Source organism: Kitasatospora sp. NPDC023176 (assembly GCF_055560495.1).
In genome coordinates, this window is sequence record NZ_JBVHIP010000001.1 from 527,346 (window position 1) to 547,654 (window position 20,309).

The 20,309-nt window shown below is 75.7% G+C and carries 14 protein-coding genes; 3 read left to right on the forward strand and 11 right to left on the reverse strand.

All coding sequences use genetic code 11. The annotated features are described in order from the left end of the window. Nucleotides 1-2 precede the first annotated feature (2 nt). The 3 genes from ACZ3YL_RS02650 to ACZ3YL_RS02660 are packed head-to-tail and all read right to left on the reverse strand — an operon-like array spanning nt 3 to nt 8,873. Nucleotides 3-1,376 (reverse strand): DHA2 family efflux MFS transporter permease subunit, encoded by a 1,374-nt coding sequence (locus ACZ3YL_RS02650; RefSeq protein ID WP_465654880.1) that lies wholly within the window; start codon nt 1,374-1,376, stop codon nt 3-5. Next, nucleotides 1,373-1,558, reverse strand: a complete 186-nt coding sequence (locus ACZ3YL_RS02655; protein ID WP_188309688.1) for an MbtH family protein — start codon at nt 1,556-1,558, stop codon at nt 1,373-1,375. The genes ACZ3YL_RS02650 and ACZ3YL_RS02655 overlap by 4 nt, the downstream gene beginning before the upstream one ends. Beyond that, complete coding sequence (locus ACZ3YL_RS02660; protein WP_465654882.1) at nt 1,551-8,873, reverse strand: amino acid adenylation domain-containing protein; 7,323 nt, start codon at nt 8,871-8,873, stop codon at nt 1,551-1,553. The genes ACZ3YL_RS02655 and ACZ3YL_RS02660 overlap by 8 nt, the downstream gene beginning before the upstream one ends. 118 nt (nt 8,874-8,991) lie before the next feature. Between ACZ3YL_RS02660 and ACZ3YL_RS02665 the strand changes: the two genes are divergently transcribed. Next, nucleotides 8,992-10,197: an amidohydrolase gene (locus ACZ3YL_RS02665; protein ID WP_465654884.1), complete on the forward strand. Its 1,206-nt coding sequence runs from the start codon at nt 8,992-8,994 to the stop codon at nt 10,195-10,197. 143 nt (nt 10,198-10,340) lie between these two features. Here the strand turns inward: ACZ3YL_RS02665 and ACZ3YL_RS02670 are convergent, their stop codons facing one another. The 8 genes from ACZ3YL_RS02670 to ACZ3YL_RS02705 all read right to left on the reverse strand — a co-directional run bounded on the left by ACZ3YL_RS02670 (nt 10,341) and on the right by ACZ3YL_RS02705 (nt 17,790). Continuing rightward, nucleotides 10,341-10,964 (reverse strand): AMP-binding protein, encoded by a 624-nt coding sequence (locus ACZ3YL_RS02670; RefSeq protein ID WP_465654886.1) that lies wholly within the window; start codon nt 10,962-10,964, stop codon nt 10,341-10,343. Nucleotides 10,965-11,101: 137 nt separating this feature from the next. Next, complete coding sequence (locus ACZ3YL_RS02675; RefSeq protein WP_465654888.1) at nt 11,102-11,335, reverse strand: phosphopantetheine-binding protein; 234 nt, start codon at nt 11,333-11,335, stop codon at nt 11,102-11,104. Next, nucleotides 11,332-12,018, reverse strand: a complete 687-nt coding sequence (locus ACZ3YL_RS02680; RefSeq protein WP_465654890.1) for an isochorismatase family protein — start codon at nt 12,016-12,018, stop codon at nt 11,332-11,334. Before ACZ3YL_RS02680 ends, ACZ3YL_RS02675 begins: the two co-directional genes overlap by 4 nt. A 41-nt stretch (nt 12,019-12,059) precedes the next feature. Beyond that, nucleotides 12,060-13,754 (reverse strand): (2,3-dihydroxybenzoyl)adenylate synthase, encoded by a 1,695-nt coding sequence (locus tag ACZ3YL_RS02685; RefSeq protein ID WP_465654892.1) that lies wholly within the window; start codon nt 13,752-13,754, stop codon nt 12,060-12,062. Then, complete coding sequence (gene dhbC, locus ACZ3YL_RS02690) at nt 13,751-14,953, reverse strand: isochorismate synthase DhbC (protein WP_465654894.1); 1,203 nt, start codon at nt 14,951-14,953, stop codon at nt 13,751-13,753. Before dhbC ends, ACZ3YL_RS02685 begins: the two co-directional genes overlap by 4 nt. A gap of 73 nt (nt 14,954-15,026) precedes the next feature. Continuing rightward, complete coding sequence (locus ACZ3YL_RS02695) at nt 15,027-15,806, reverse strand: 2,3-dihydro-2,3-dihydroxybenzoate dehydrogenase (protein WP_465654896.1); 780 nt, start codon at nt 15,804-15,806, stop codon at nt 15,027-15,029. Nucleotides 15,807-16,070: 264 nt separating this feature from the next. Continuing rightward, nucleotides 16,071-16,631 (reverse strand): GNAT family N-acetyltransferase, encoded by a 561-nt coding sequence (locus tag ACZ3YL_RS02700; RefSeq protein ID WP_465654898.1) that lies wholly within the window; start codon nt 16,629-16,631, stop codon nt 16,071-16,073. Between the two features lie 22 nt (nt 16,632-16,653). Further along, nucleotides 16,654-17,790, reverse strand: a complete 1,137-nt coding sequence (locus ACZ3YL_RS02705; protein WP_465654900.1) for a CapA family protein — start codon at nt 17,788-17,790, stop codon at nt 16,654-16,656. A gap of 294 nt (nt 17,791-18,084) precedes the next feature. On the opposite strand from ACZ3YL_RS02705, the gene ACZ3YL_RS02710 reads away from it, so the two are divergent. Both ACZ3YL_RS02710 and ACZ3YL_RS02715 read left to right on the forward strand, forming a co-directional pair. Beyond that, nucleotides 18,085-18,840 (forward strand): universal stress protein, encoded by a 756-nt coding sequence (locus ACZ3YL_RS02710; protein WP_465654902.1) that lies wholly within the window; start codon nt 18,085-18,087, stop codon nt 18,838-18,840. A 141-nt stretch (nt 18,841-18,981) separates the two neighbouring features. Next, nucleotides 18,982-20,295: a M48 family metalloprotease gene (locus ACZ3YL_RS02715; RefSeq protein ID WP_465654904.1), complete on the forward strand. Its 1,314-nt coding sequence runs from the start codon at nt 18,982-18,984 to the stop codon at nt 20,293-20,295. Nucleotides 20,296-20,309 lie beyond the last annotated feature (14 nt).

The following is a 20,309-nucleotide window of genomic DNA, read 5'->3' on the forward strand; positions in this document are numbered from 1 at the left end:
GCTCAGGCCGCGCGCGGGAGGCGGAGGGCCAGCGGGGAGCCGGCGGCGACCAGGAGGCCGGTGAGGGCGAGGGCCAGGCGGTAGGGGGTGGGGTCGGGGCCGTCGGTGAGCGCGCCGATCAGGGCTGCGGTGGCGGCGATGCCGAGGGCGCCGCCGAGGGTGCGCAGGATGGTGAAGAGGGCCATCGCCCGGCCCATGGCGGGGGGCGGGACGTCGGCGAAGCCGGCGATCTGGACGGTGAGCACGGCGGTGCCCAGTACCAGCCCGACGGCGAACATCAACGCCCGTACGGCCCACGGGTTCTCGGCGAAGCCGAGGGCGGCGAGGACCGCCGCCGCCAGCAGGAGGGCGGGCAGGGCGAGGCGGCGCGGGCCGAGCCGGGGCAGCAGGCGGTCGACCAGCTGGGAGGCGGCCATCAGGCCGATCGCCTCCGGGAAGACGCTCAGTCCGGCGTCCAACGCCGTTGCGCCGCGCGCGGCTTGGTAGAGCAGTGGGAGGACGAACAGGGCGCCCATCAGTGCGGCCGAGGTGAGCAGGGCGAGCCAGCCCGCCGCGCCGTAGCACCGGTCGGCGAGCAGTCGTAGGTCCACCAGCGGCTCGGGGGCGCGGAGTTGGTTCCGTACCGCGAGGCCGAGCAGGGCGGCTCCGGTGAGCCCGCTGAGCCAGACCGCCGGTGCGGACCAGCCGTGGGCCGGGCCGAAGCCGAGGGCGTAGGTGAGCAGGCCGAGGCCGGGGGTGGCGAGCAGGAAGCCGCGGGTGTCGAAGCGGCCGGCCGGGGGTTCCGGCTCGCTCCGCAGCGCGATCAGGCCGATGGCGACGGCGGCGATCCCGATCGGCAGGTTGACCAGGAACAGCCAGTGCCAGGACAGGTGTTCGGTGAGGAAGCCGCCGAGCGGCGGCCCGAGGGCGGGCATCAGGGCGGTCGGCACGATCAGGATCCGGCCGAGGCGCGGGCGTTCCCGCGGTGCGAAGGCGCGGAACAGCAGGGTCATGCCGACCGGGGTGAGCAGTCCGCCGGCCACGCCCTGGACGGCGCGGGCGGTGGCCAGCGCGCCGAGGCCGGGGGCGGCGGCGCACAGCGCGGAGGCGAGGGTGAAGACGGCGAGCGCGCCGAGGAACACCCGTCTCACGCCGTACCGGTCGCCGAGCCAGCCGGCCACCGGCAGGCCGAGGGCGAGGCCGACCAGGAAGGCCGTCTCGACGGCGTTGGCCGCCGGGACGGGCCGGCCGAAGTCCTCGGCGATGCGGTAGAGGGCGGGGTTGACGATGGTGGAGTCCAGGCCGTTCATGCACATCGCGGCGGTGTACACGACGACCACGGCGGCGCGCCCCGCGAGCAGGGGGCGCGCCGGGGACTCGACGGCCGGAGCGGTCACAGGTCGGCCCAGTTCGCGGTGATCCAGGCCAGTGCGTCGGCGCGCCCGCAGGGGCCGTGGGCGACGTCCCAGCCAGCCGGGACGGCGGCGAAGGCGGGCCACAGGGAGTGCTGGCCCTGGTCGTTGACGAGGGCCAGGAACTCGCCGTCGGCGTCGAAGGGGTTGGCGGGGGCGTCACTCATGGGAGGACCTCTCCAGGTGGTCGGCGATCACGCGCGCGATGTGCGCGATCGGGGCGGGTAGGGTCATGTCCTTGTGGGAGCAGGCCACGTCGGTGCTGTCGATCCGGCCGGACACGTGGGGCGCCCAGAGTCCGGGCACCAGGGCGTCGTCGACGGTGTCGACGGTGGCGCGGAAGAACAGCACGTCGCCGTCGTAGCGGCGGTGGTCGTAGCCGCGCACCAGGTGGTTGGTGTTGAGGTAGATCTCGTTCAGCGCGGTGACGGTGGCCCGGTCGAGGCCGGCCAGCGGGCTGCCCTCGCGGCTCAACAGCTCGATCACGGCGTCGAGTTCGAGCGGCCGGCCGTCGAGGTCGGCGGGGCCGAAGCCGCCCATGGTGAGCAGTGCCTCCAGGGCCTCGGCCTGGTCGGGGACGGGCAGTCCGCGGAAGCCCTCGGCCGGGTAGGCGTCCAGGATCGCGAGCAACTCGACGCGCTGGCCGAGCTCTTGGAGCCGGACGGCCACGGCGTGGGCGATGATCCCGCCGGTGGACCAGCCGAGCAGCCGGTACGGGCCCTCGGGCTGGACCTCGCGCAGCCGGTCGGCGTAGTGCGCGGCCAGGTCCTCCATGGTGGCGGGCAGCGGCTCGCCGACGGTGGCGGCGCCGACGCCCTGGGCCTGGAGGCCGTAGATCGGCACCTCGGCCGGGAGGTGGCGGATCAGGCCGGTGTAGCACCAGCTCAGGCCGCCCGCCGGGTGGACGGCGAACAGCGGGGAGTGCCGTCCGGGGGCGGTGGGCCGCAGCGGGAGCAGGACGTCCAGGGCGTCGGCGTCGCGGGCGCCGTCGGACAGGGCCGCGTCGAGGGCGGCCACGCTGGGCGCCTGGAACAGGGTGCCGATGCCGACGTCCAGGCCGAGCACCTCGCGGATCCGGCCGGCCAGCCGGACCACCAGCAGGGAGTGCCCGCCGAGCGCGAAGAAGTCGTCCTCGACCCCGACCGTCGCCGACCCCAGGACTTCGGCGAAGAGTTGGCAGAGCTGCTGTTCGCGCGGGCTGCGCGGCGGGCGGCCGGCTCCGGCGGCGGGGGCGTCGGGGGCGGGCAGGGCCCGGCGGTCGAGCTTGCCGTTGGCGGTCAGCGGCAGCCGGTCGAGCGGGACCACGGCGGAGGGCACCATGTGGGCGGGGAGTCCGGCGGCGGCGTGGGCCCTGAGCGCCTCCGGTCCGGCGGTGCCCACCACGTAGCCGACCAGCCGCTGGTCGCCGGGGGCGTCCTCGCGGACCACCACGGCGGCGTCGGCGACGGCCGGGTGGGCGGCCAGCACGGCCTCGATCTCGCCGAGTTCGATCCGGAAGCCGCGCAGTTTGACCTGCTGGTCGGCACGGCCGAAGTACTCCAGCACGCCGTCCGCGCGGCGGCGGGCGAGGTCACCGGAGCGGTACATCCGGGTGCCCCGCTCGCCGAAGAGTTCGGCGAACGGGTCGGCGACGAAGCGGGTGGCGGTGAGGTCGGGGCGGCCGAGGTAGCCGCGGGCCAGGCCGGCCCCGGCCACGTACATCTCGCCGGTGACGCCGGGCGGGACGGGCTGGAGGTGCTGGTCGAGGACGTAGATCCGCAGGTCGGGGATGTTGACGCCGATGGTGCTGCTGCTGGTGGCGGCGGCGCTCGCCCGGTCGAGGGCGATGTACGAGACGTGCACGGTGGTCTCGGTGATGCCGTACATGTTGACCAGGGTGGGCGCGTCCTGGGGGTGGCGGGAGTACCAGTCGGCGAGGCGGCCCAGTTCGAGCGCCTCGCCGCCGAACACCACGTAGCGCAGGGCGAGTTCGGCGCCAGGGCGGTCCCGGTCGGCGGCGCTGAGCTGGTGGAAGGCGGACGGCGTCTGGTTGAGCACGGTGACGCGTTCGCGGGCGAGCAGGTCGAGGAAGGCGGCCGGGTCGCGGCTGACCAGGTGCGGGACGACGACCAGCCGGCCGCCGTACAGCAGGGCGCCCCAGAGTTCCCAGACCGAGAAGTCGAAGGCGTAGGAGTGGAAGAGGGTCCAGACGTCCTGAGCGCCGAAGCCGAACCAGTGGTCGGTGGAGCTGAACAGCCGGGCCACGTTGCGGTGGGTGACGGGTACGCCCTTGGGTCGGCCGGTGGAGCCGGAGGTGTAGATGACGTAGGCGGTGTCGTCGGCGCGCAGCGGGCGGGTGCGTTCGTGCTGGGCCAGCGGGGTGGCCGGGAAGGCGGCCGGCTCCGCGCCGTCGACGAGGAGTCGGGGCACCGAGTGGGCGGGCAGCCCGGGCGCGGTGGACCGGTCGGTGAGCAGGGCGGCGGGGGTGGCATCGGCCAGCATGTAGGCCAGGCGGTCGACCGGGTAGTCCGGGTCGAGCGGGAGGTAGGCGGCGCCGGACTTGGCCACCGCGAGCAGGGCGACGACCAGTTCGACCGAGCGGGGCAGGGCGAGGGCGACGATGGTGCCGGGGCCGATGCCGCGGGCGGTCAGCAGCCGGGCCAGGCGATCGGCGCGGGCGGCGAGTTCGGTGTAGTCGAGCCGGACGTCCCCGCAACTGACTGCGGTGGCGGACGGGTTGGCGGCGACGGCCGCCTCGAACAGCTCGGGCAGGGTGGCGGCCGGCGCGGCGGTCGGGGTGGCGCTCGGCGCGGCGGTCGGGGTGTCGGTCCGCGCGGCGTCGGCCGGGGTGCGGTTCCACTCGATCAGGGCGCGGCGGCGCTCCTCCGCGCTGACCAGCGGCAGCCGGCCGATCGGGGTGTCCGGGGCGCCGGCGGCGGCGGTGAGCAGTCGGGCGAGGCGGTCCGCGAGCGCGGCCACGGTGGCGGCGTCGAAGAGGTCGGTGCGGTACTCCAGGAAGCCGCCGATGCCGCCGCCGGGGAGCTCCCCCGCGTTGAGGGTGAGGTCGAACTTGGCGGTACCGCTGGGGATCGCGGTGATCTCGGCGGTCAGGCCGCCGCCCAGGGCGGTGGGCCGGTCGGCGCGGCTCTGCCAGGCGAGCATCACCTGGAACAGCGGGTGCCGGGCGAGCGAGCGGGCCGGGTTGAGCTCCTCGACCAGCCGGTCGAAGGGCAGGTCGGCGTGCTCGTGCGCGGCCAGGACGGTGCCGCGCACGCGCTGGAGCAGCTCGCGGAAGCCGGGGTCGCCGGAGACGTCGTTCCGCAGGACCACGGAGTTGACGAAGTAGCCGACGAGCGCGGCGGTCTGCTCCTCCTCGCGGCCGGCCAGCGGCGTGCCGACGGGGACGTCGGTGCCGCAGCCGTGTCGGCTGAGCAGCGCGGCCAGGCCCGCCTGGACGGCCATGAAGACGGTGCCGCCGGCGGCCCGGGCGAGCGCGGCAAGGGCGGCGTGCGCCTCGGCGCCGAGCGCGAAGGGCACGGTGGCGCCGTCGTGACCGGCCACGGCCGGGCGCGGACGGTCGGTGGGCAGGTCCAGCTGGTCGGGCTGTCCGGCGAGGGCGGCGCGCCAGTGCTCGGTCTGCCGTACGGCGAGCGGGGTGGGCGCTTCGACGGTGCCGAGCAGGCGCCGCTGCCAGGCCGCGTGGTCGGCGAACTGGACGGCCAGTGGCTCCTGTTCGGGCGCGTGCCCGGCGTGCCGGGCGGTGTAGGCGACGGCGAGGTCGCGCAGCAACGGGGTGGTGGAGGCGCCGTCGCCCGCGATGTGGTGGAGCAGCAGGAGCAGGGTGTGCCGCTCGGGCGCGTGGGTGAACAGCGTGGCGCGCAGCGGCGGTTCGGCGGCGAGGTCGAAGGCGTACCGGACGGCATCGGCCATCTCCCCTGCACCATCGTGGAGTTCGACCGGAGCGGGGGGCGTGATCCGCTGGAACGGCATGCCGTCCGGTTCCTCGCCGTAGACGGTGCGCAGGACTTCGTGCCGGGCGGCGAGGTCGCCGAGGGCGAGGGTGAGGGCGGCGCGGTCGAGCGGGCCGGTGAGGGTGAGGGCGAGCGGGATGTTGTAGGTGGGGCTGGGGCCTTCGAGCCGGTGCAGGAACCAGAGGCCGCGCTGGGCGGGCGAGAGCGGGAGGCGCTCGGTGCGGGGTACGGGCAGCAGGGCCGGACGGGGCTCGGGCCGTTCGACCTGCGGTTCGTCCTGGAGCAGGGTGGCGAGAGCGGCCGGGGTCGGGTGGCGGAACACGTCGGCGAAGGCGACCGGTGCGGCGAAGGTCTCGCGCAGCCGGGCGGCCAGGCGGCCGGCGAGCAGGGAGTGGCCGCCGAGGTCGAAGAAGGAGTCCTCCCGCCCAGGTGCCTCGGGCAGGCCGAGGACGTCGGCGAACAGTCCGCAGACCAGTTCCTCCTGCGGGGTGGCGGCTGCCGCGCCGCGGGCGGTGGCGGCGGGCTCCGGGAGGGCGCCGTGGTCGAGCTTGTCGTGGGCGGTGCGCGGCAGTTCGTCCAGCACCTGGACGGCCGCCGGGACCATGTGGGCGGGCAGCCGGGCGGCGAGCTCGGCGCGCAGGGCCTCCGGGTCGGGCGCGTCACCGGCGACGGGGTGGCCACCGGTGGCAGCCAGCCCACCCACGGCCGGGACGACGTAGCCGAGCAGTCGCTTGCCCTGCGGCCCGGGGCGGGCGATCACCACGGCCTGGGCGACGCCCGGCAGTTGGGCCAGGACGGCGGCGATCTCACCGGGCTCGATCCGGAAGCCGCGGATCTTCACCTGGTCGTCGGCCCGGCCGAGGAACTCCAAAGTGCCACCGGGGCGGCGGCGGGCGAGGTCGCCGGTGCGGTACATCCGGCCGCCGGGCGGCCCGAAGGGGTCGGCGATGAAGCGTTCGGCGGTGAGGTCGGGACGGCCGAGGTAGCCGCGGGCCACGCAGGCGCCGGCCACGTACAGTTCGCCGGTGACGCCGTCGGGCACGGGGCGCAGCGAGCCGTCCAGGACGTAGGCGCGGGAGCCGCGCACCACCCGGCCGACCGGGGCGCCGTCCGGGCCCGGGGTCCAGGCGTAGGCGTCGACGGTGGCCTCGGTGGGGCCGTAGAGGTCGATCAGGTGCAGTCCGGGGACGGCGGCCAGGCGCTGCCAGAGGGCGGGCGGGGTCGCTTCGCCGCCGACCGCGAGGACCGACGGGCGGTGCCGCCCCTCGTCCAACACGCCTTCGGCGAGCAGGACTTCGAGGTAGGAGGGGGTGAGGTCCAGGTAGTCGATGCGCTCGTGGTGGAGGTGGGCGGCGAGCGCGGCCGGGTCGCGGTACGTGGCGTCGTCGAGCAGGTGGAGTTCGTGGCCGTGGACCATCCACAGCACCGGGTCCCAGGAGGCGTCGAAGGCGAACGAGGCGCTGTGGGCGATGCGCAGCCGGTCGCGGCCGGTGCGGCGGACGGCGGGGGCGATGTGGTCCTCACCGTGGCCGGCGTGCAGGTTGGCGAGCGAGGCGTGGGTGACGACCACGCCCTTGGGGCGGCCGGTGGAGCCCGAGGTGTGCAACACGTAGGCGGCGTCGTGGAGTCGGGGCACCGGCAGGGGGGCGTCCGGCTCGTTCGCCGCCTCCGGCCCGGTCACGGCGTCCGGCCCGGTCACGGCCTCCGGCCCGGTCACGGCGTCCGGCTCGGTCACGGTGTCCTGCGGCCGCACGGTGGGCAGGCCGGGCGGCAGGTCCAGGGCGGCGAGCGCGTCGGGGGTGCCGACCGCGCAGACCGGGCGGGCGTCGGCCAGGACGGCGGCGAGCCGCTGCCGGGGGTGGGCCAGGTCGAGGCTGACGCAGGCGCCCCCGGCCTTGAGCACGGCGAGCATCGCGACCAGGGTGTCCGCGCTGCGCGGCAGGGCGAGCGCGACCGGCGCGCCGGCCCGGACGCCGAGGGCGGCCAGTCGGTGGGCGAGGCGGTTGGACCGGCGCTCCAGTTCGGCGAAGGTGAGGGCGGCCGGGCCGCAGCGGACGGCGACGGCGTCCGGGGTGCGGGCGGCCTGGGCGGAGAACAGCTCGGGCACCGTCCGCTCGACCGGCGGCTCGGTACGGCCCTCGGTCGCGCGGCGCAGGGCGTCGGCGTCCAGCAGGTCGATCCGGCCGATCGGGGTCCGCGGGTCGGTGAGCAACTGCTCGGCGAGGGCGTCGAGGTAGCGCAGCAGGCCGTCACGGTGGGTGGCGAGCGAGGCGGCGCCGTGGCGGGCCGGGTCGGCATCGAGCGCCAGCCGGAGGGCGCCGTCGGGGCCGGGTGAGACGTTCACGGCGAGGTCGTCGACGGGGCCGGCGGCGAGGTTGCGGACCACGCCGGGCAGGCCGCCCAGGTCGAGGTCGGCCTCGAAGGCCTTGATGTTGACCATCGGGCCGAACAGGGCGCGGCGCCCGCCGGTCAGGCCGAGGTCGCGGCGCAGGTCCTCCAGGGGGTAGCGCTGGTGGCGGCGGGCGGTGCGCAGGGCGCGGACCACCTGGCGCAGCAGGTCCTCGGCGGTGTCGGCGGGGCGGACGGCGAGGCGCAGCGGGAGGACGTTGGCGGTGGCGACGGGCGTGCGCAGGGTGGCCGGGCCGCGGCGGTTGGCGAGCGGCAGTCCGAGCACGACGTCCTCGGTGCCGGTCAGGCGGTGCAGGTAGCCGGCGGTGGCGGCGAGAAGGAGTTCGGCCCAGGTGGCGCGGACGGCAGCGGCGGCGCGCTCCAGGCGCTCGCGGGTGCCGGCGGGCAGGGTGGCGGTGAGGCGCAGCGGGGCGGACACGGCGGCTGGGTCCTCGGCGGGGCCGGGCAGGGTCGCGGGGGTCTCGGCGCCGGCGAGGTGGGCTGTCCAGTGGGCGCGGTCGGCCGCGTAGTCGCCGCCCGCGCGGTAGGCGGCCTCCTCGGCGGCGGCTTCGGCGAGGCCGGCGAAGGGGCTGGGGCCCGGTTCGGTGCCGGTGGTGTGGGCGGTGTAGCGGGCGGCGACGCGGTCGCCGAGGAGGGTCAACGCGTAGGCGTCGACAGCGAGGTGGTGGATCCGGCGGTACCAGAGCCGGCGGTCGTCGGTGAGCCGGATCAGGGCCTGGGTGAACAGCGGACCGGTGGTGAGGTCGGCCGGGCGGGCGAGGTCGGCGCGCATCCAGGCCTCGGCCTCGGCGTCCGGGTCGTGGGCGGCGCGCAGGTCGAGGCGGTGCAGCGGCCAGCGGGGGCCGGCGGGGCGCAACCGCTGGTACGGGGTGCCGTCCGGGCCGGTGACCACGACCGCGCCGAGCGCCTCGGCCTCGTCCACCGTCCGGCGCAGGGCCGCCGCGAACGCGTCCTCGTCGAGCGGTCCGGTGATCTCGACGGCGTCGCCGGTGTTGTAGGCCGGGCTGGCGGGGTCCAGCGACTGGGCGTACCAGACGGCGGCCTGGGCGGCGAGCAGCGGGATGTCGGCGGTCGGGGCCCCGGTGGGCTGCTGATCGGCGGGCTGCGTTTCGACGGCGGGCATGGTGCGGAGAGCTCCTCGGGGATCCGGAACGCCTGACTTAGGTTAGCCTAACCTAATTTCATTGGATCTGGTCAACGGCCCGCTGCGGCCGCACCCCTGACACTCCGGAGACGCCTCCATGCCCCGAACGCCGACGACGGCCACGGCCACAGCTGCGCCCCCGGACACGCCCCCGGACGCCACCAAGCAGGCCGTCCGCGAGCGCGTCCACGCACACCGGGCGGAGCTGCTCGCCCTCAGCCGCCGGATCCACGCCCACCCCGAGACCGCCTTCGAGGAGCACCGGGCGGCCGCCTGGTGCGCCGACCTGCTGCGCTCCCACGGCTACTCCGTCGCCGCGCCGGCCCACGGCCTGGCCACCGCCTTCACGGCGAGCCTCGGCAGCGGGCCGGTCACCGTCGCGCTGGTCTGCGAGTACGACGCCCTGCCCGGCCTCGGACACGCCTGCGGACACAACCTGATCGCCGCCGCGAGTCTCGGCGCGGCGCTCGGGCTCGCTCCGTACGCCGATCAACTCGGGCTCACCGTACGGGTGATCGGCGCACCGGCCGAGGAGCGCGGGGCGGGCAAGGCGCTCCTGCTGGCGGCGGGGGCGTTCGACGGGGTCGACGCGGCGATGATGGTCCACCCCTGCCCGGTCGAGGTCGCCGACTTCCGTTCCTTCGCGCTCGGCACGCTGTCCGTCCGCTACACCGGGCGCGCCGCCCACCCGAGCCTCAACCCGCACGAGGGCCGCAACGCCGCCGACGCGCTCACCGTCGCGCAGGTCGCACTCGGACTGCTGCGCCAGCAACTCCCGCCGCAGTGGCGGGTGCACGGCATCACCACGGCGGCCGGGACGGCACCGAACCTGATCCCCGACCGCGCGAGCGCCGAGTACGAGATCCGGGCCTCGGCGGCCGAGGACCTCGCCCTGCTGCGGGCGCGGGTCGAGGACTGCTTCCGGGCCGGGGCACTGGCCACCGGATGCGCGGTGGAGCTGAGCCGGCCCGAGCCGGACTACCTGGACATGCGCTCCGACCCGGCGCTGCTCGCGTACTGGCGGGCCAACGCGGCGGCGCTGGGGCGGCCGGAGCCGGTGGAGCGAGCGCCCTTCGCCTGTACGGACATGGGGAACGTGTCGCACGTGGTGCCCTCGATCCATCCGGTCCTGGACATCACCGGGGGCGCCTGCGCGCCGCACGAGCCGGCGTTCGTGGCGGCGGCGGTGGGGGCGGAGGCCGAACGGGCCCTGCTGGACGGCGCGGTGGCGATGGCGTGGACGGCGGCGGACCGGGCGGGGGCGGGTTGGGCGGGAGGACTCTCCGGGGGGACGGACACCTGACAGGCAACGGATGACGGATGACGGACGACAGCTGACAACTTTCAGCGAACGGATTTCATCATCTGTCCGCTGAAAGTTGTTCGCCGTTCGTCACCCACCGTTCGTTACCCGCCGTTCGTCACCCGCCGTTCGTCACCCGTCGGTCAGCACTCGCCGGTCAGCACCACGGCCGCCCCCGTCCGCAGCGGCCAGAGGAACCCCCAGTGCGGCAGCCGCAGCTGCAGCACCCGGTCCCCCGGCCCGAGCGGGTGGGCGGCCTGCAGTTCGCGCACCCGCCGGTCCGCCTCACCGTGGGTCAGCCGGACGGCGGCCGGCCGCCCGCCCGGGCCGTACCCCACGCACAGCAGGTGCTGCGGGGTCAGCGCGCGCGGCGGGTCGGTGTCCAGCTCACCCGAGGTGTCGAGGTCGGCCACCGCCCCCGGCACGCCCTCCCCCAGTACGCAGACCAGCTCGTTCTCGGCAAGCAGCCACTCCCGCCGCCCGGGCGGGTCCGCCGGGTCCAGCGACAGGTACGCCGCCCCCGACTTGGCCACCGCGAGCAGCGCCGTCAACAGCTCCTCCGGACGGCGGGCGGGCGCCAGCCCGACCATCGCTCCCGGCCGGGCGCCCTGCCGGAGCAGTACCCGCGCCAGCCGGTTGGCCGAGCCGTTCAGCTCCCGGTACGTCACCACCCCGCCGTCCGCGAGCACCAGCGCCGGGGCGTCCGGAGTCCGGGCCGCCTGCGCCTCGACCGGGCCCACCACCGTGGTGGCCGGGTACTCGGCCACCGGTCCGGACCGCACCGGGTCCGCCAGGACCAGCCCCTCTGCCGAGACCGTCGCCGGCGGGGTCGCTGACTCGGTGCCCTCGCCCGACTGCCCCGCTCCCGACCGCCCCGCGCCCGACTCCCGTACGACCGCCGCCATCAGGCCGCGCCCAGCAGTTCGGCCCAGGCCTCGACGGACGGCCGTTCCGCCAGCCGTACGAACGCCACCTCGGCGCCCTCGGCGCGCCAGCGCTCGGCGAGGGTCATCAGCCGGATCGAGTCCAGCCCCCAGTCCGCCAGGTCCTCGTCCAGCGGGATGTCCGCCGGGTCCTCGCCGAGCAGGTCGGCCACCTCGGCCCGGATCCGCTCCACGGTGAAGCCCACGCCCGTCACTTCCCGTCCGTCCCTTCCCACGTCCCTGCCTGCGTCCCTGCCGGCGTTCCTTCCAGCGCACCCAGCACGGCCCCGGTGGTGGTGACCACCCCGCACCGCCCGGCGATCCACTCCAGTGCCGCGCGGTGCTCGTCCGGCCCGAAGTCGGCCGTCGCGTCGGCCACCACGAAGGCCTGGACGTCCCGCATCCAGGCGTCGCAGGCGGTGGCCTGCACGCCGATGTGGGCGTACACCCCGGTGATCACCAGCTGGTCCCGGCCCTGTTCGCGCAGCAGCCGCTCCAACTCGGTGCGTACGAAGGCGCTGTACTTCCACTTGGTGAGCACGGTGTCGCCCGGCGCGGGGGCGACGGCCGGGGCGATCGCCGTGGCGCGCGGGTCGTCGGGGATGCCCGGCCCCCAGAAGTCCTGTTGCAGTCCGCGTTCGGCCGGGCTCTGCCCGCCGCGCTGCGCCGAGTAGACGACCGGTACGCCGCTCGCGCCCGCCGCCTTGGTCAACCCGGCGACGTTGTCCAGGAGTTCGGGCACCGGGGCGGCGTCGCCGGGGAACGCGTCCAGGAAGTGGTTCTGCAGGTCGTGCACCAGCAGGACGGCGCGGGCCGGGTCCACCGTCCAGGAGACCCGGTTGGCGGGCAGTTCCTCGACGGCGGGCAGCAGGTAGGAGGGAATGCGGGGCAGGCCCACGATGGTCGGACTCCTCGGGTGTGCGGGGTTGTCGGCGGGCTTCAGGAACGGGTGAGGGAGGTCGCGATGGCGGCGCGCAGGTCCTTCTTGCTGACCTTGCCGATCCCGGTGGCGGGAAAGGCGTCGACGAACTCCACCCGGTCCGGCACCTTGTAGTCGGCCAGGCCGCACTGCCGGACGAAGCGCTTCAACTCGACGCCCTTCGGCGGCCGTTCACGGTGTTCGGCGCGGATCACCACGTACGCGCAGGTCCGCTCGCCCAGGTACGGGTCGGGCATCGACACCACCGCCGCGTCGTGCACGGCCGGGTGGGCGAGCAGGTGGTTCTCGATCTCCTCGGCGGCGACCTTCTCGCCGCCCCGGTTGATCTGGTCCTTGGCCCGGCCCTCGACCACCAGGTGGCCGCCGGGGAGCCGGCGGACCAGGTCGCCGGTGCGGTAGAACCCGTCCGGGGTGAAGGAGTCGGCGTTGTGCACGGGCGCGTTCCAGTAGCCGCGGATGGTGTACGGGCCGCGGGTGAGCAGGTGCCCGGTGGTGCCGTCGGGCAGGTCGCGGTCCCGGTCGTCCACCACCCGGACCTCGTCGTCGGGCGAGATCGGCCGGCCCTGGGTGGTGGTGATCAGCTCCTCCGGGTCGTCCAGCCGGGTGTAGTTGACCAGGCCCTCGGCCATCCCGAACACCTGCTGCAGCGTGCAGCCCAGCACCGGCCGCACCCGGCGGGCCGCCTCCGTGCTGAACTTGGCGCCACCGACGAGCAGCGCCTCCAGGCTCTCGTAGCCGCGGGCACCGCGTTCGGCGGCGTCCAGCCAGAGCAGGGCGAGCGGCGGCACCAGGCCGGTGATGGTCACACCCTCGCGGGCGATCAGCGGGAAGGCCGTCTCCGGGTTCGGCTGCGGGCAGAGCACCACCCGGCCGCCCGCGTACAGCGTGCCGAGCGAACCGGGCGAGCTGAGCGGGAAGTTGTGGGCGGCGGGCAGCACGCACAGGTAGACGCTGCGCCCGTCCAGCGCGCACAGCTCGACCGAGCCGCGCAGCGAGTAGATGTAGTCGTCGTGGGTGCGCGGGATCAGCTTGGGCACGCCGGTGCTGCCGCCCGAGAGCTGGAGGAAGGCGACGTCCCCGGGCGCGGGTTCGCGTGCCGGTCCGGCGCCGTCACAAGGCACGTCGCCGGGCACGTCGCAGGGCACGTCGGCCAGCCGGACGTGCTCGCCCGGGTCCTCGCCCGCCACCAGCACCAGCCGTAGCGCGGGGTTCTCCGCCCGTACCCGTCCGGCGAGTTCGCGGTGGTCGAAGCCGCCCTCGACGCCCGGGACGACGTACGCCACCGCGCCCGTGAACGAGCAGAAGTGCGAGATCTCCGCGTACCGGTGCGCGGGCAGCGCGAAGACCGGCAGCGCACCGATCCGGAACAGGGCGAAGACCACCTCGAAGAACTCGGCGGCGTTGGGCAGTTGGACCACCACCCGGTCCCCGGCCCGGACGCCCCGGGCGAGCAGCCCGGCGGCCATCCGGTCGGCCCGGCGGTCGAGTTCGGCGTACGTCCAGCGCCGCTCCCCCGCCGCGACCGAGTGGCCGCCCGGGTCGACGACGGCGATCCGCTCGCCGTGTGCGGCGGCGCGCTCGCGCAGCATCCGCCCGAAGGTCTCGCCGCGCCAGTGGCCGGCGGCCCGGTAGCGTTCGGCGAACTCGGCCGGGTACGGGGTGAATCCGTCCAGCACATCGTCCAGGGCGGTCATCGGGCCACTCCCGCCGCGTCCAGGAAGGTGCGGAACTTGGCGCTGGTCTCGGCGAGTTCGGCCTCCGGCCGGGACTGCTCGACCACCCCGGCGCCGGCGTACACCCGCAGCGTCCGCTCGTCCGCCTCCGCGCAGCGGATGGTCACCACCCACTCGCCGTCGCCGGTCTCGTCACCCCAGCCGACCATGCCGGTGTACAGGCCCCGGTCGAAGGGCTCGACCTCGCCGATCACCCGGCGCGCGACGTCCGTCGGCGTTCCGCAGACCGCCGGGGTCGGGTGCAGCGCACAGGCCAACTCCAGTGCGGAGACGGTCGGATCGGCCAGCTCGCCGCTGATCGCGGTGGCCAGGTGCCACATCGCGGCCGTCCGCACCAGGGTGGGCCGCTCCGGCACCTCCAGACTGCGGCAGTACGGTGCCAGCGCCGCGCGGATGGCGTCCACCACGACGGCGTGCTCGTGCAGGTCCTTGGGCGATTCCAGCAGCGCGGCGGCGCGGCGCACGTCCTCGCCGAGGTCCTCGCCGCGCGGCACCGAGCCGGCCAGCGGGTTGGCCAGGACGGCCGTTCCCCGCCGGGAGAGCAGGAGTTCGGGGCTGGCGCCGATCAGGGTGCGGCCGCCGCCGGCGGGCACGGCGAAGGTGTAGCCGCCCGGGTCGCGCCGGGCCAGTCGCTGCAGGACGGCCGGCAGGTCGAGCGGCCGGTCGCTGCTCAGTTCCAGGGTGCGGGCCAGCACCACCTTGCTCAACTCCCCGCCGCGCAGCCGCTCGACGGCCGCCGCGACGCCCGCGCCGTACGCCTCGGGCGCCGGCACCGGGCGGATCCGCCAGGCGGCGTCCACGGCCGGCGGCGCCGGCAGCGCGATCAGCGGGTCGTCGCGCAGCGCCCCGGCGCTCCGGACCCGGGCGGGGACGGCCAGTTCGGCCCGGTTGTCGTGGTCGAAGGCCACCGCCCCGACCACCAGCGGCCGTTCGACCCCGGCCCGGCGCGCCTCGGCCAGCGTCTCCGCGACCCGGACGGGCAGCGGGCGCGCGTCCTGGGGCACCCGGGCGTGCACGCCGGCGGTGAGCAGGGTACGGGTCGGCGAGGCGAAGAACGCCTCGCCGGCGGCGGCCCGGTACTGGCCGAGCAGGCCGCTGGCCGCGCCGATGGCGACCTGATCGGGGCCGTGGTCGGTGGGCGTCGGCGGGGCGTGGTGCACCGTGGTCTCTCCAGTCTGGGGCGGGTCTGCGGTCTGCCGGCTTCTTCGGATCCACCGGGCTGCGGGGGGTGCCTCAGGCGCGCAGGGTCGCGCCGCCGTCGACGTACAGGTCGTGCATGGTGATGTGCCGGGCGCGGTCGGAGGCCAGGAAGAGCACCGCCTCCGCGACGTCGGCGGGCGCGGCGATCCGGCCGAGCGGGATGCCGACCCGCCAGGCCGCCAAGTCCCCGTCGATCACCCGCCGTTCGGACGCCTCGGCGTCCTCGCCCCAGAGCGCGCGCTGCATCTCGGTGTCGGTCGACCCGGGTGAGACGACGTTGCAGCGCACCCCGGAGCGCGCCAGCTCCAGCCCGAGGCAGCGGGTGAACATGGTGGCCGCGGCCTTGGACGCCGCATAGGCGGCCATCCCGGCCCGCGGCACCCCGGCGGCGTTGGAGCCGACGGTGATGATGGCGCCCCGCCCGCGCCCGGCCATCCGACGGCCGACCGCCCGGCTGGTGTGGAACACCCCGGTGGCGTTGACCGCGAAGGTCTCCGCCCAGTCGGCATCGGCGAGTTCGACCGCCGGCGCGGCCCGCAGGATGCCCGCGACGTTCACCAGCACGCCGACCGGTCCGAGTTGACTATCAATCAACTCGACTGCCCTGTCGACTTCCTGGACATCGGTGACATCCACCACGTAGGGGTGCACCGCGTCCGACTCCGCCGCGATCCCGGCGAGCGGGCCGGCGTTCCGGTCCACCGCCGCGACGACGGCCCCCTCCGCGGCCAGTGCCCGGACCACGGCCGCACCGATGCCCTGCCCGGCCCCGGTGACCATCGCGACGACACCGGCGAATTCGGACCGCTCCACGGGACTTCCCCTTCGACCAGCTTTGTTAGGCAAGCCTAACCTAACACAACTGTTCGTCTACACCGCGAGTCCGTTCGAGACCTGGGCGACCGTCAACCCGCCCGACCCACAGAAGAGGCCGCCCGCCCCAACGGTGGGACGGACGGCCTCAGGGCCCTTCCTCACTGAACTCCGACATCAGCGCTCGGACACCAGCGCTCCGACACCAGCGCTCCGACACCGGCCTCCGACACCGGCCTCCGGCGTCGACCTCCGGCGCGCGCGTCAGCTCCGCGGCCCGGCGCCCTCGAACCGGTGCCCACCGACGGGCCCGGCCGCGTAGATCCAGTCGAAGCCGTCGCACCCCGGCCCGTCCAGGTGTTCGGCCCGGTGGAGGCCGGCCCGGAGGGCGACGCGCTGGGAGGGGAGGTTCTCCGGGCGGATGCGGGCGATCAGGGGAAGCTCGGGGGCGTGGGTGGCAGCCCAGGTGACAACAGCAGTGGCGGCTTCGGCGGCGTAGCCGTGGCCCCAGGCGGCGGGGGCGAAGCGGTAGAAGAGGTTGAGGACCGGCCGGCCGGCCAGATCCATCGGCTTGACGCCGCAGAAGCCCAGCACCGGGGAGGCCTCGCGCGAGCGGACCGTCCAGTAGCCGAAGCCGCGGGCCCGCCACAGGGCGTCCCAGCGGCCGTGGCGCTCCTCGGCCTCCGCTCGGGTGGTGAGGGCGTCGGAGGGGTTGTGGCGGCAGGCGTCCGGGTCGCGGTGGATGGCGAGGACGGCGTCCACGTCGCCCTCGACCGGCCGACGCAGCGACAGTCGACTGGTCGTCAGTTCCTCGTGTCCGCTCACCGGTTGATGGTACGGGGTGGCGTCAGTGGGCCGCCGGGGGCGGGGTGAGTCCGGCGCAGCCGCGCAGGCCGTCGCGGCGCTTGAGGGCCGCCTCGGCGGCGGCGCCGGTGGACGGCTGGGGGATGCCCTTGTCGTCGATGGTGGCCGGGGCGAAGGCCTCGCCGGTGACCTTGCCGTCGGCGCCGAGGGTGAGGGTGGTGACGCCGGTCTCGTTGGAGAAGGCGTAGTCGGAGGTGCCGTACCAGAGGAAGTTGCCGAAGCCGTACCCCACGTAGGTGTTGCCGAGCATGCCCGAGCCGACCATGGTGTGGGCGTGGGTGCCGACCACGGCGGAGGCGCCGACGGCGGCGAGCTTCTTGGCGACGGCGGTCTGCGCGGCGGTGGGGCAGGCCTTGCCCTCCTCGCCCCAGTGCAGGTAGACGAGCACCACGGGGGCCTGCTGCTTGGCCGCCTGCACGGCCGCGACCAGCGCGGGGACGTCCAGGGCGGAGGCGATGCCGGGCTTGTTGGCGCCGGCCCGCCACTTCTGGTTGGTGATGTCCTCGACCTGGCTGGCCGCGACCACCGCGACCTTCACCCCGCGCACGGTGGTGACGTACGGGGCGTACGCCTCCTTGGCGTTGTGCCCGACACCGACCACCGGGATGGGCGCGGAGTCCTTGGCGGCCAGGGTGTCGGCGAGGCCGTCGGCACCGAAGTCGACGGCGTGGTTGTTGGCCATCGAGACGACGTCGACGCCGGAGTCCTTGAGGACGGACAGCGCCTTGGGGGTGGTGCGGAAGGTGTACGTCTTCGGCTCGGGTGCGCCGCGCCCGGTGATCGCGGTCTCCAGGTTGAGCACGGAGAGGTCGGCGTCGGCGAGGGTGCGGGAGATCGGGCCGAGGGCCTGCTCGGGCGGCTGGACGGACAGCCGGGACTGGGTGCGGCCCTCGAAGTGGACGTCCCCGGCGAAGGCGACGGTGATGCTGCCGTCGGGGCGGGGCGGGCCGCCCTTGGTGGGGGCGGCGGCGGGGGCCGTGCCGGAGGCGGCGGCGGAGGCCGCGGGCGCCGCGGCAGGCGGGGCGGTCGACGCCGGGGCGGGCGCCGGATCGTCCGGCCCGCAGGCGGCGACGGCGGTCAGCCCGACGAACACGGCGACGGCGGCCGCGGCACGGCGCATGAGTGGTTCCCCCCGAGGTTGACGCAAGAGCGGTCAGCCTACGCCACCGAATCAGCACCGCTTGGGCCCGCATCCACAACATTCCGGACACAGAGAGGCACTGGGGGCGCGGGAGGGGCGGGAGCCGCGACCGAGACCCGCTCTCACCTGGCCCGCCCGTCCCGATCCCGGGCCCCACCCGGCCACCGCGTCCCTGGCGCCCCGGCCGGGCGGCGCGCAGCGTGGAGGTGAGGGCCCAGGCGGGACGGGCGGGCCGCACGCCCGCTCGCGCCTGGGCGGCGGAGGAGGTGCGTGATGGCCAGCAGCGGACCGGCCCCCGGTCGGAAGCGCCGGATCGTGGTCGGCATCGACGGGTCGGAGCCGTCGAAGGCGGCACTGCGCTGGGCGGTCGACCAGGCCGTCCTCACCGGGGCCGCCGTGCACGCGGTGGCCGCCTGGGAGTACCCCGCGCTGTACGGCTGGTTCGCGCCGATGGTGGACGAGGGGTTCGAACAGGCCGCCCACCGCACGCTGACCGCCGAGGTCGACGGGATCGTCGGGCCGGAGCGCCCGGTGGAGATCCGGGAGAGCCTGGTGCCCGGGCACGCCGCCGAGGTGCTGCTGGAGGCGGCCGAGAACGCGGACCTGCTGGTGCTCGGCAGCCGCGGCCGGGGCACCTTCGCCCGGACGCTGCTCGGCTCGGTGTCCACCCGCTGCGCGGTGCACGGGGTCTGCCCGGTGGTGATCGTCCGGGCGGACGGTACGGCCCGCGCTCCGGCCCCGCCGGCCGAGGACGCCGCGGCGGCGGTGCGGGCCCCGGAGACCGCCCGCACCAAGGATTGGCAGCTCAGCCTGCACCTGGTCGAGGACCGGGACACCACCCGGGTGCACGCCGTGCTGGACGCCGACGGCACCGTCCTGCACAGCGACGCCCTGGCCCGCCGCAACCCCCGCGACACCCCGGCCCCGGCGGTCGGCGACGAGTTCGCGGTCGGCCGCGCCCTGGTGGACCTCGGTCACCAGCTGCTGCGCGCCGGGGTCCACGGCGCCACCGGGCCGACGGAGGGCTGAGCCTCACGACAGGTGAGCCGGCGCCACGAACAGGCACCACGAACGAGCACCACGAACGGTCACGACGAGTGGGCGCCCGCCACGTGCGGTAGGACATGCTGGACCCGCCCCCCTCACCCCCCCGCCGGAGCCACCCCGCCGATGAACACCCCCGACCCCGAAGCCCACGCCCCCGAAACCCCCGAACCCCCCGATGCCGCTGAACCCCCCGATGCCGCTGACGCCGCTGACCGCCGCACCGCCCCCGGCGGCGACACCGACTTCGCCCCCGCCGAGCGTGCCCGCGGCCGCGCGCTGCGCCGCGCCCAGCTGCCGTGGGCGCTCGGCGGCCGGGTGGCGGGCCTGGCGCTGACCCTGGTACTCGGCCTGACCCCGGCCGGCGCCGCGCTGGTGACCGCCACCGGCCGCTGGCTCGGCGGCTCCCGGACGGCCGGGGTGCTGGCCGGCGCGACGGCCCTGGTGGTGCTGGGCCAGGTGCTGCAGCTGCCCTTCGGCGCCGGGGTGCGGGCCGTCCGGGCCCGGTACGGGCTGGTGACCCAGGGCTGGGCGGGCTGGGCGACGGACACCCTGCGCTCGTTCGCGCTCACCCTGCTGCTGGTGCTGCCGCTCGTGCTCGGCCTGTTCGCGCTGACGGCCTGGTCGCCGCGGTACTGGTGGCTGCCGGCGGCGGGCGGGGCGGCGCTGCTGACGGTCGCGCTGTCCTTCCTCCACCCGCTGCTGATCGAGCCGGTGTTCAACCGGTTCGCCCCGATGCCGCCGGGCGAGCTGCGCACCGCCCTGCTGGCGCTGGCCGAGCGGGACGGGGTGCGGGTGCGGGACGTCCTGGTGGCGGACGCCTCCCGGCGGACCACCGCGCTGAACGCGTACGTGTCCGGCTTCGGCGCGACCCGCCGGATCGTCGCGTACGACACGCTGCTGTCGGCCGCGGAGCCGCGCGAGGTGGAGTTGGTGGTGGCGCACGAGCTGGGGCACGTCAAGCACCGGGACGTACCGGTCGGCACGGCGCTCGGGGCGGTGGGCGTCGCCGTGGCGGTGGCCGTGCTGGGCCTGCTGGCCGACTGGCGTCCGCTGGTGACGGCCGCCGGGGCGGTCGGCCCGGCCGACCCCCGGGCGCTGCCGCTGCTGGCCGCGCTCGCGGCGCTCATCAGGGCCCTGTCGGGGCCGGCCCAGTGCGCGGTGAGCCGCCGGATCGAGGCCAGGGCGGACCGGCACGCACTCGAACTGACCGGGGACGTCGAGCAGTTCGTGGCGATGCAGCGCAGACTGGCGGTGGTGAACGTCTCGGATGTCGACCCGCCGCGGCTGCTTGAGCTACTGTTCGCCACTCACCCGAGTGCGACCCGCCGGATCGCGGCCGCCCGTGCCTGGCAGGCCGCGCGAGGCCGGGCCGTGGGCGCTCCGGCCGACGGGCCGGCGACGGAGCAGCGCACGACCCCGGGCGAATCCGTTGTATAGTGCAACAAATTTCG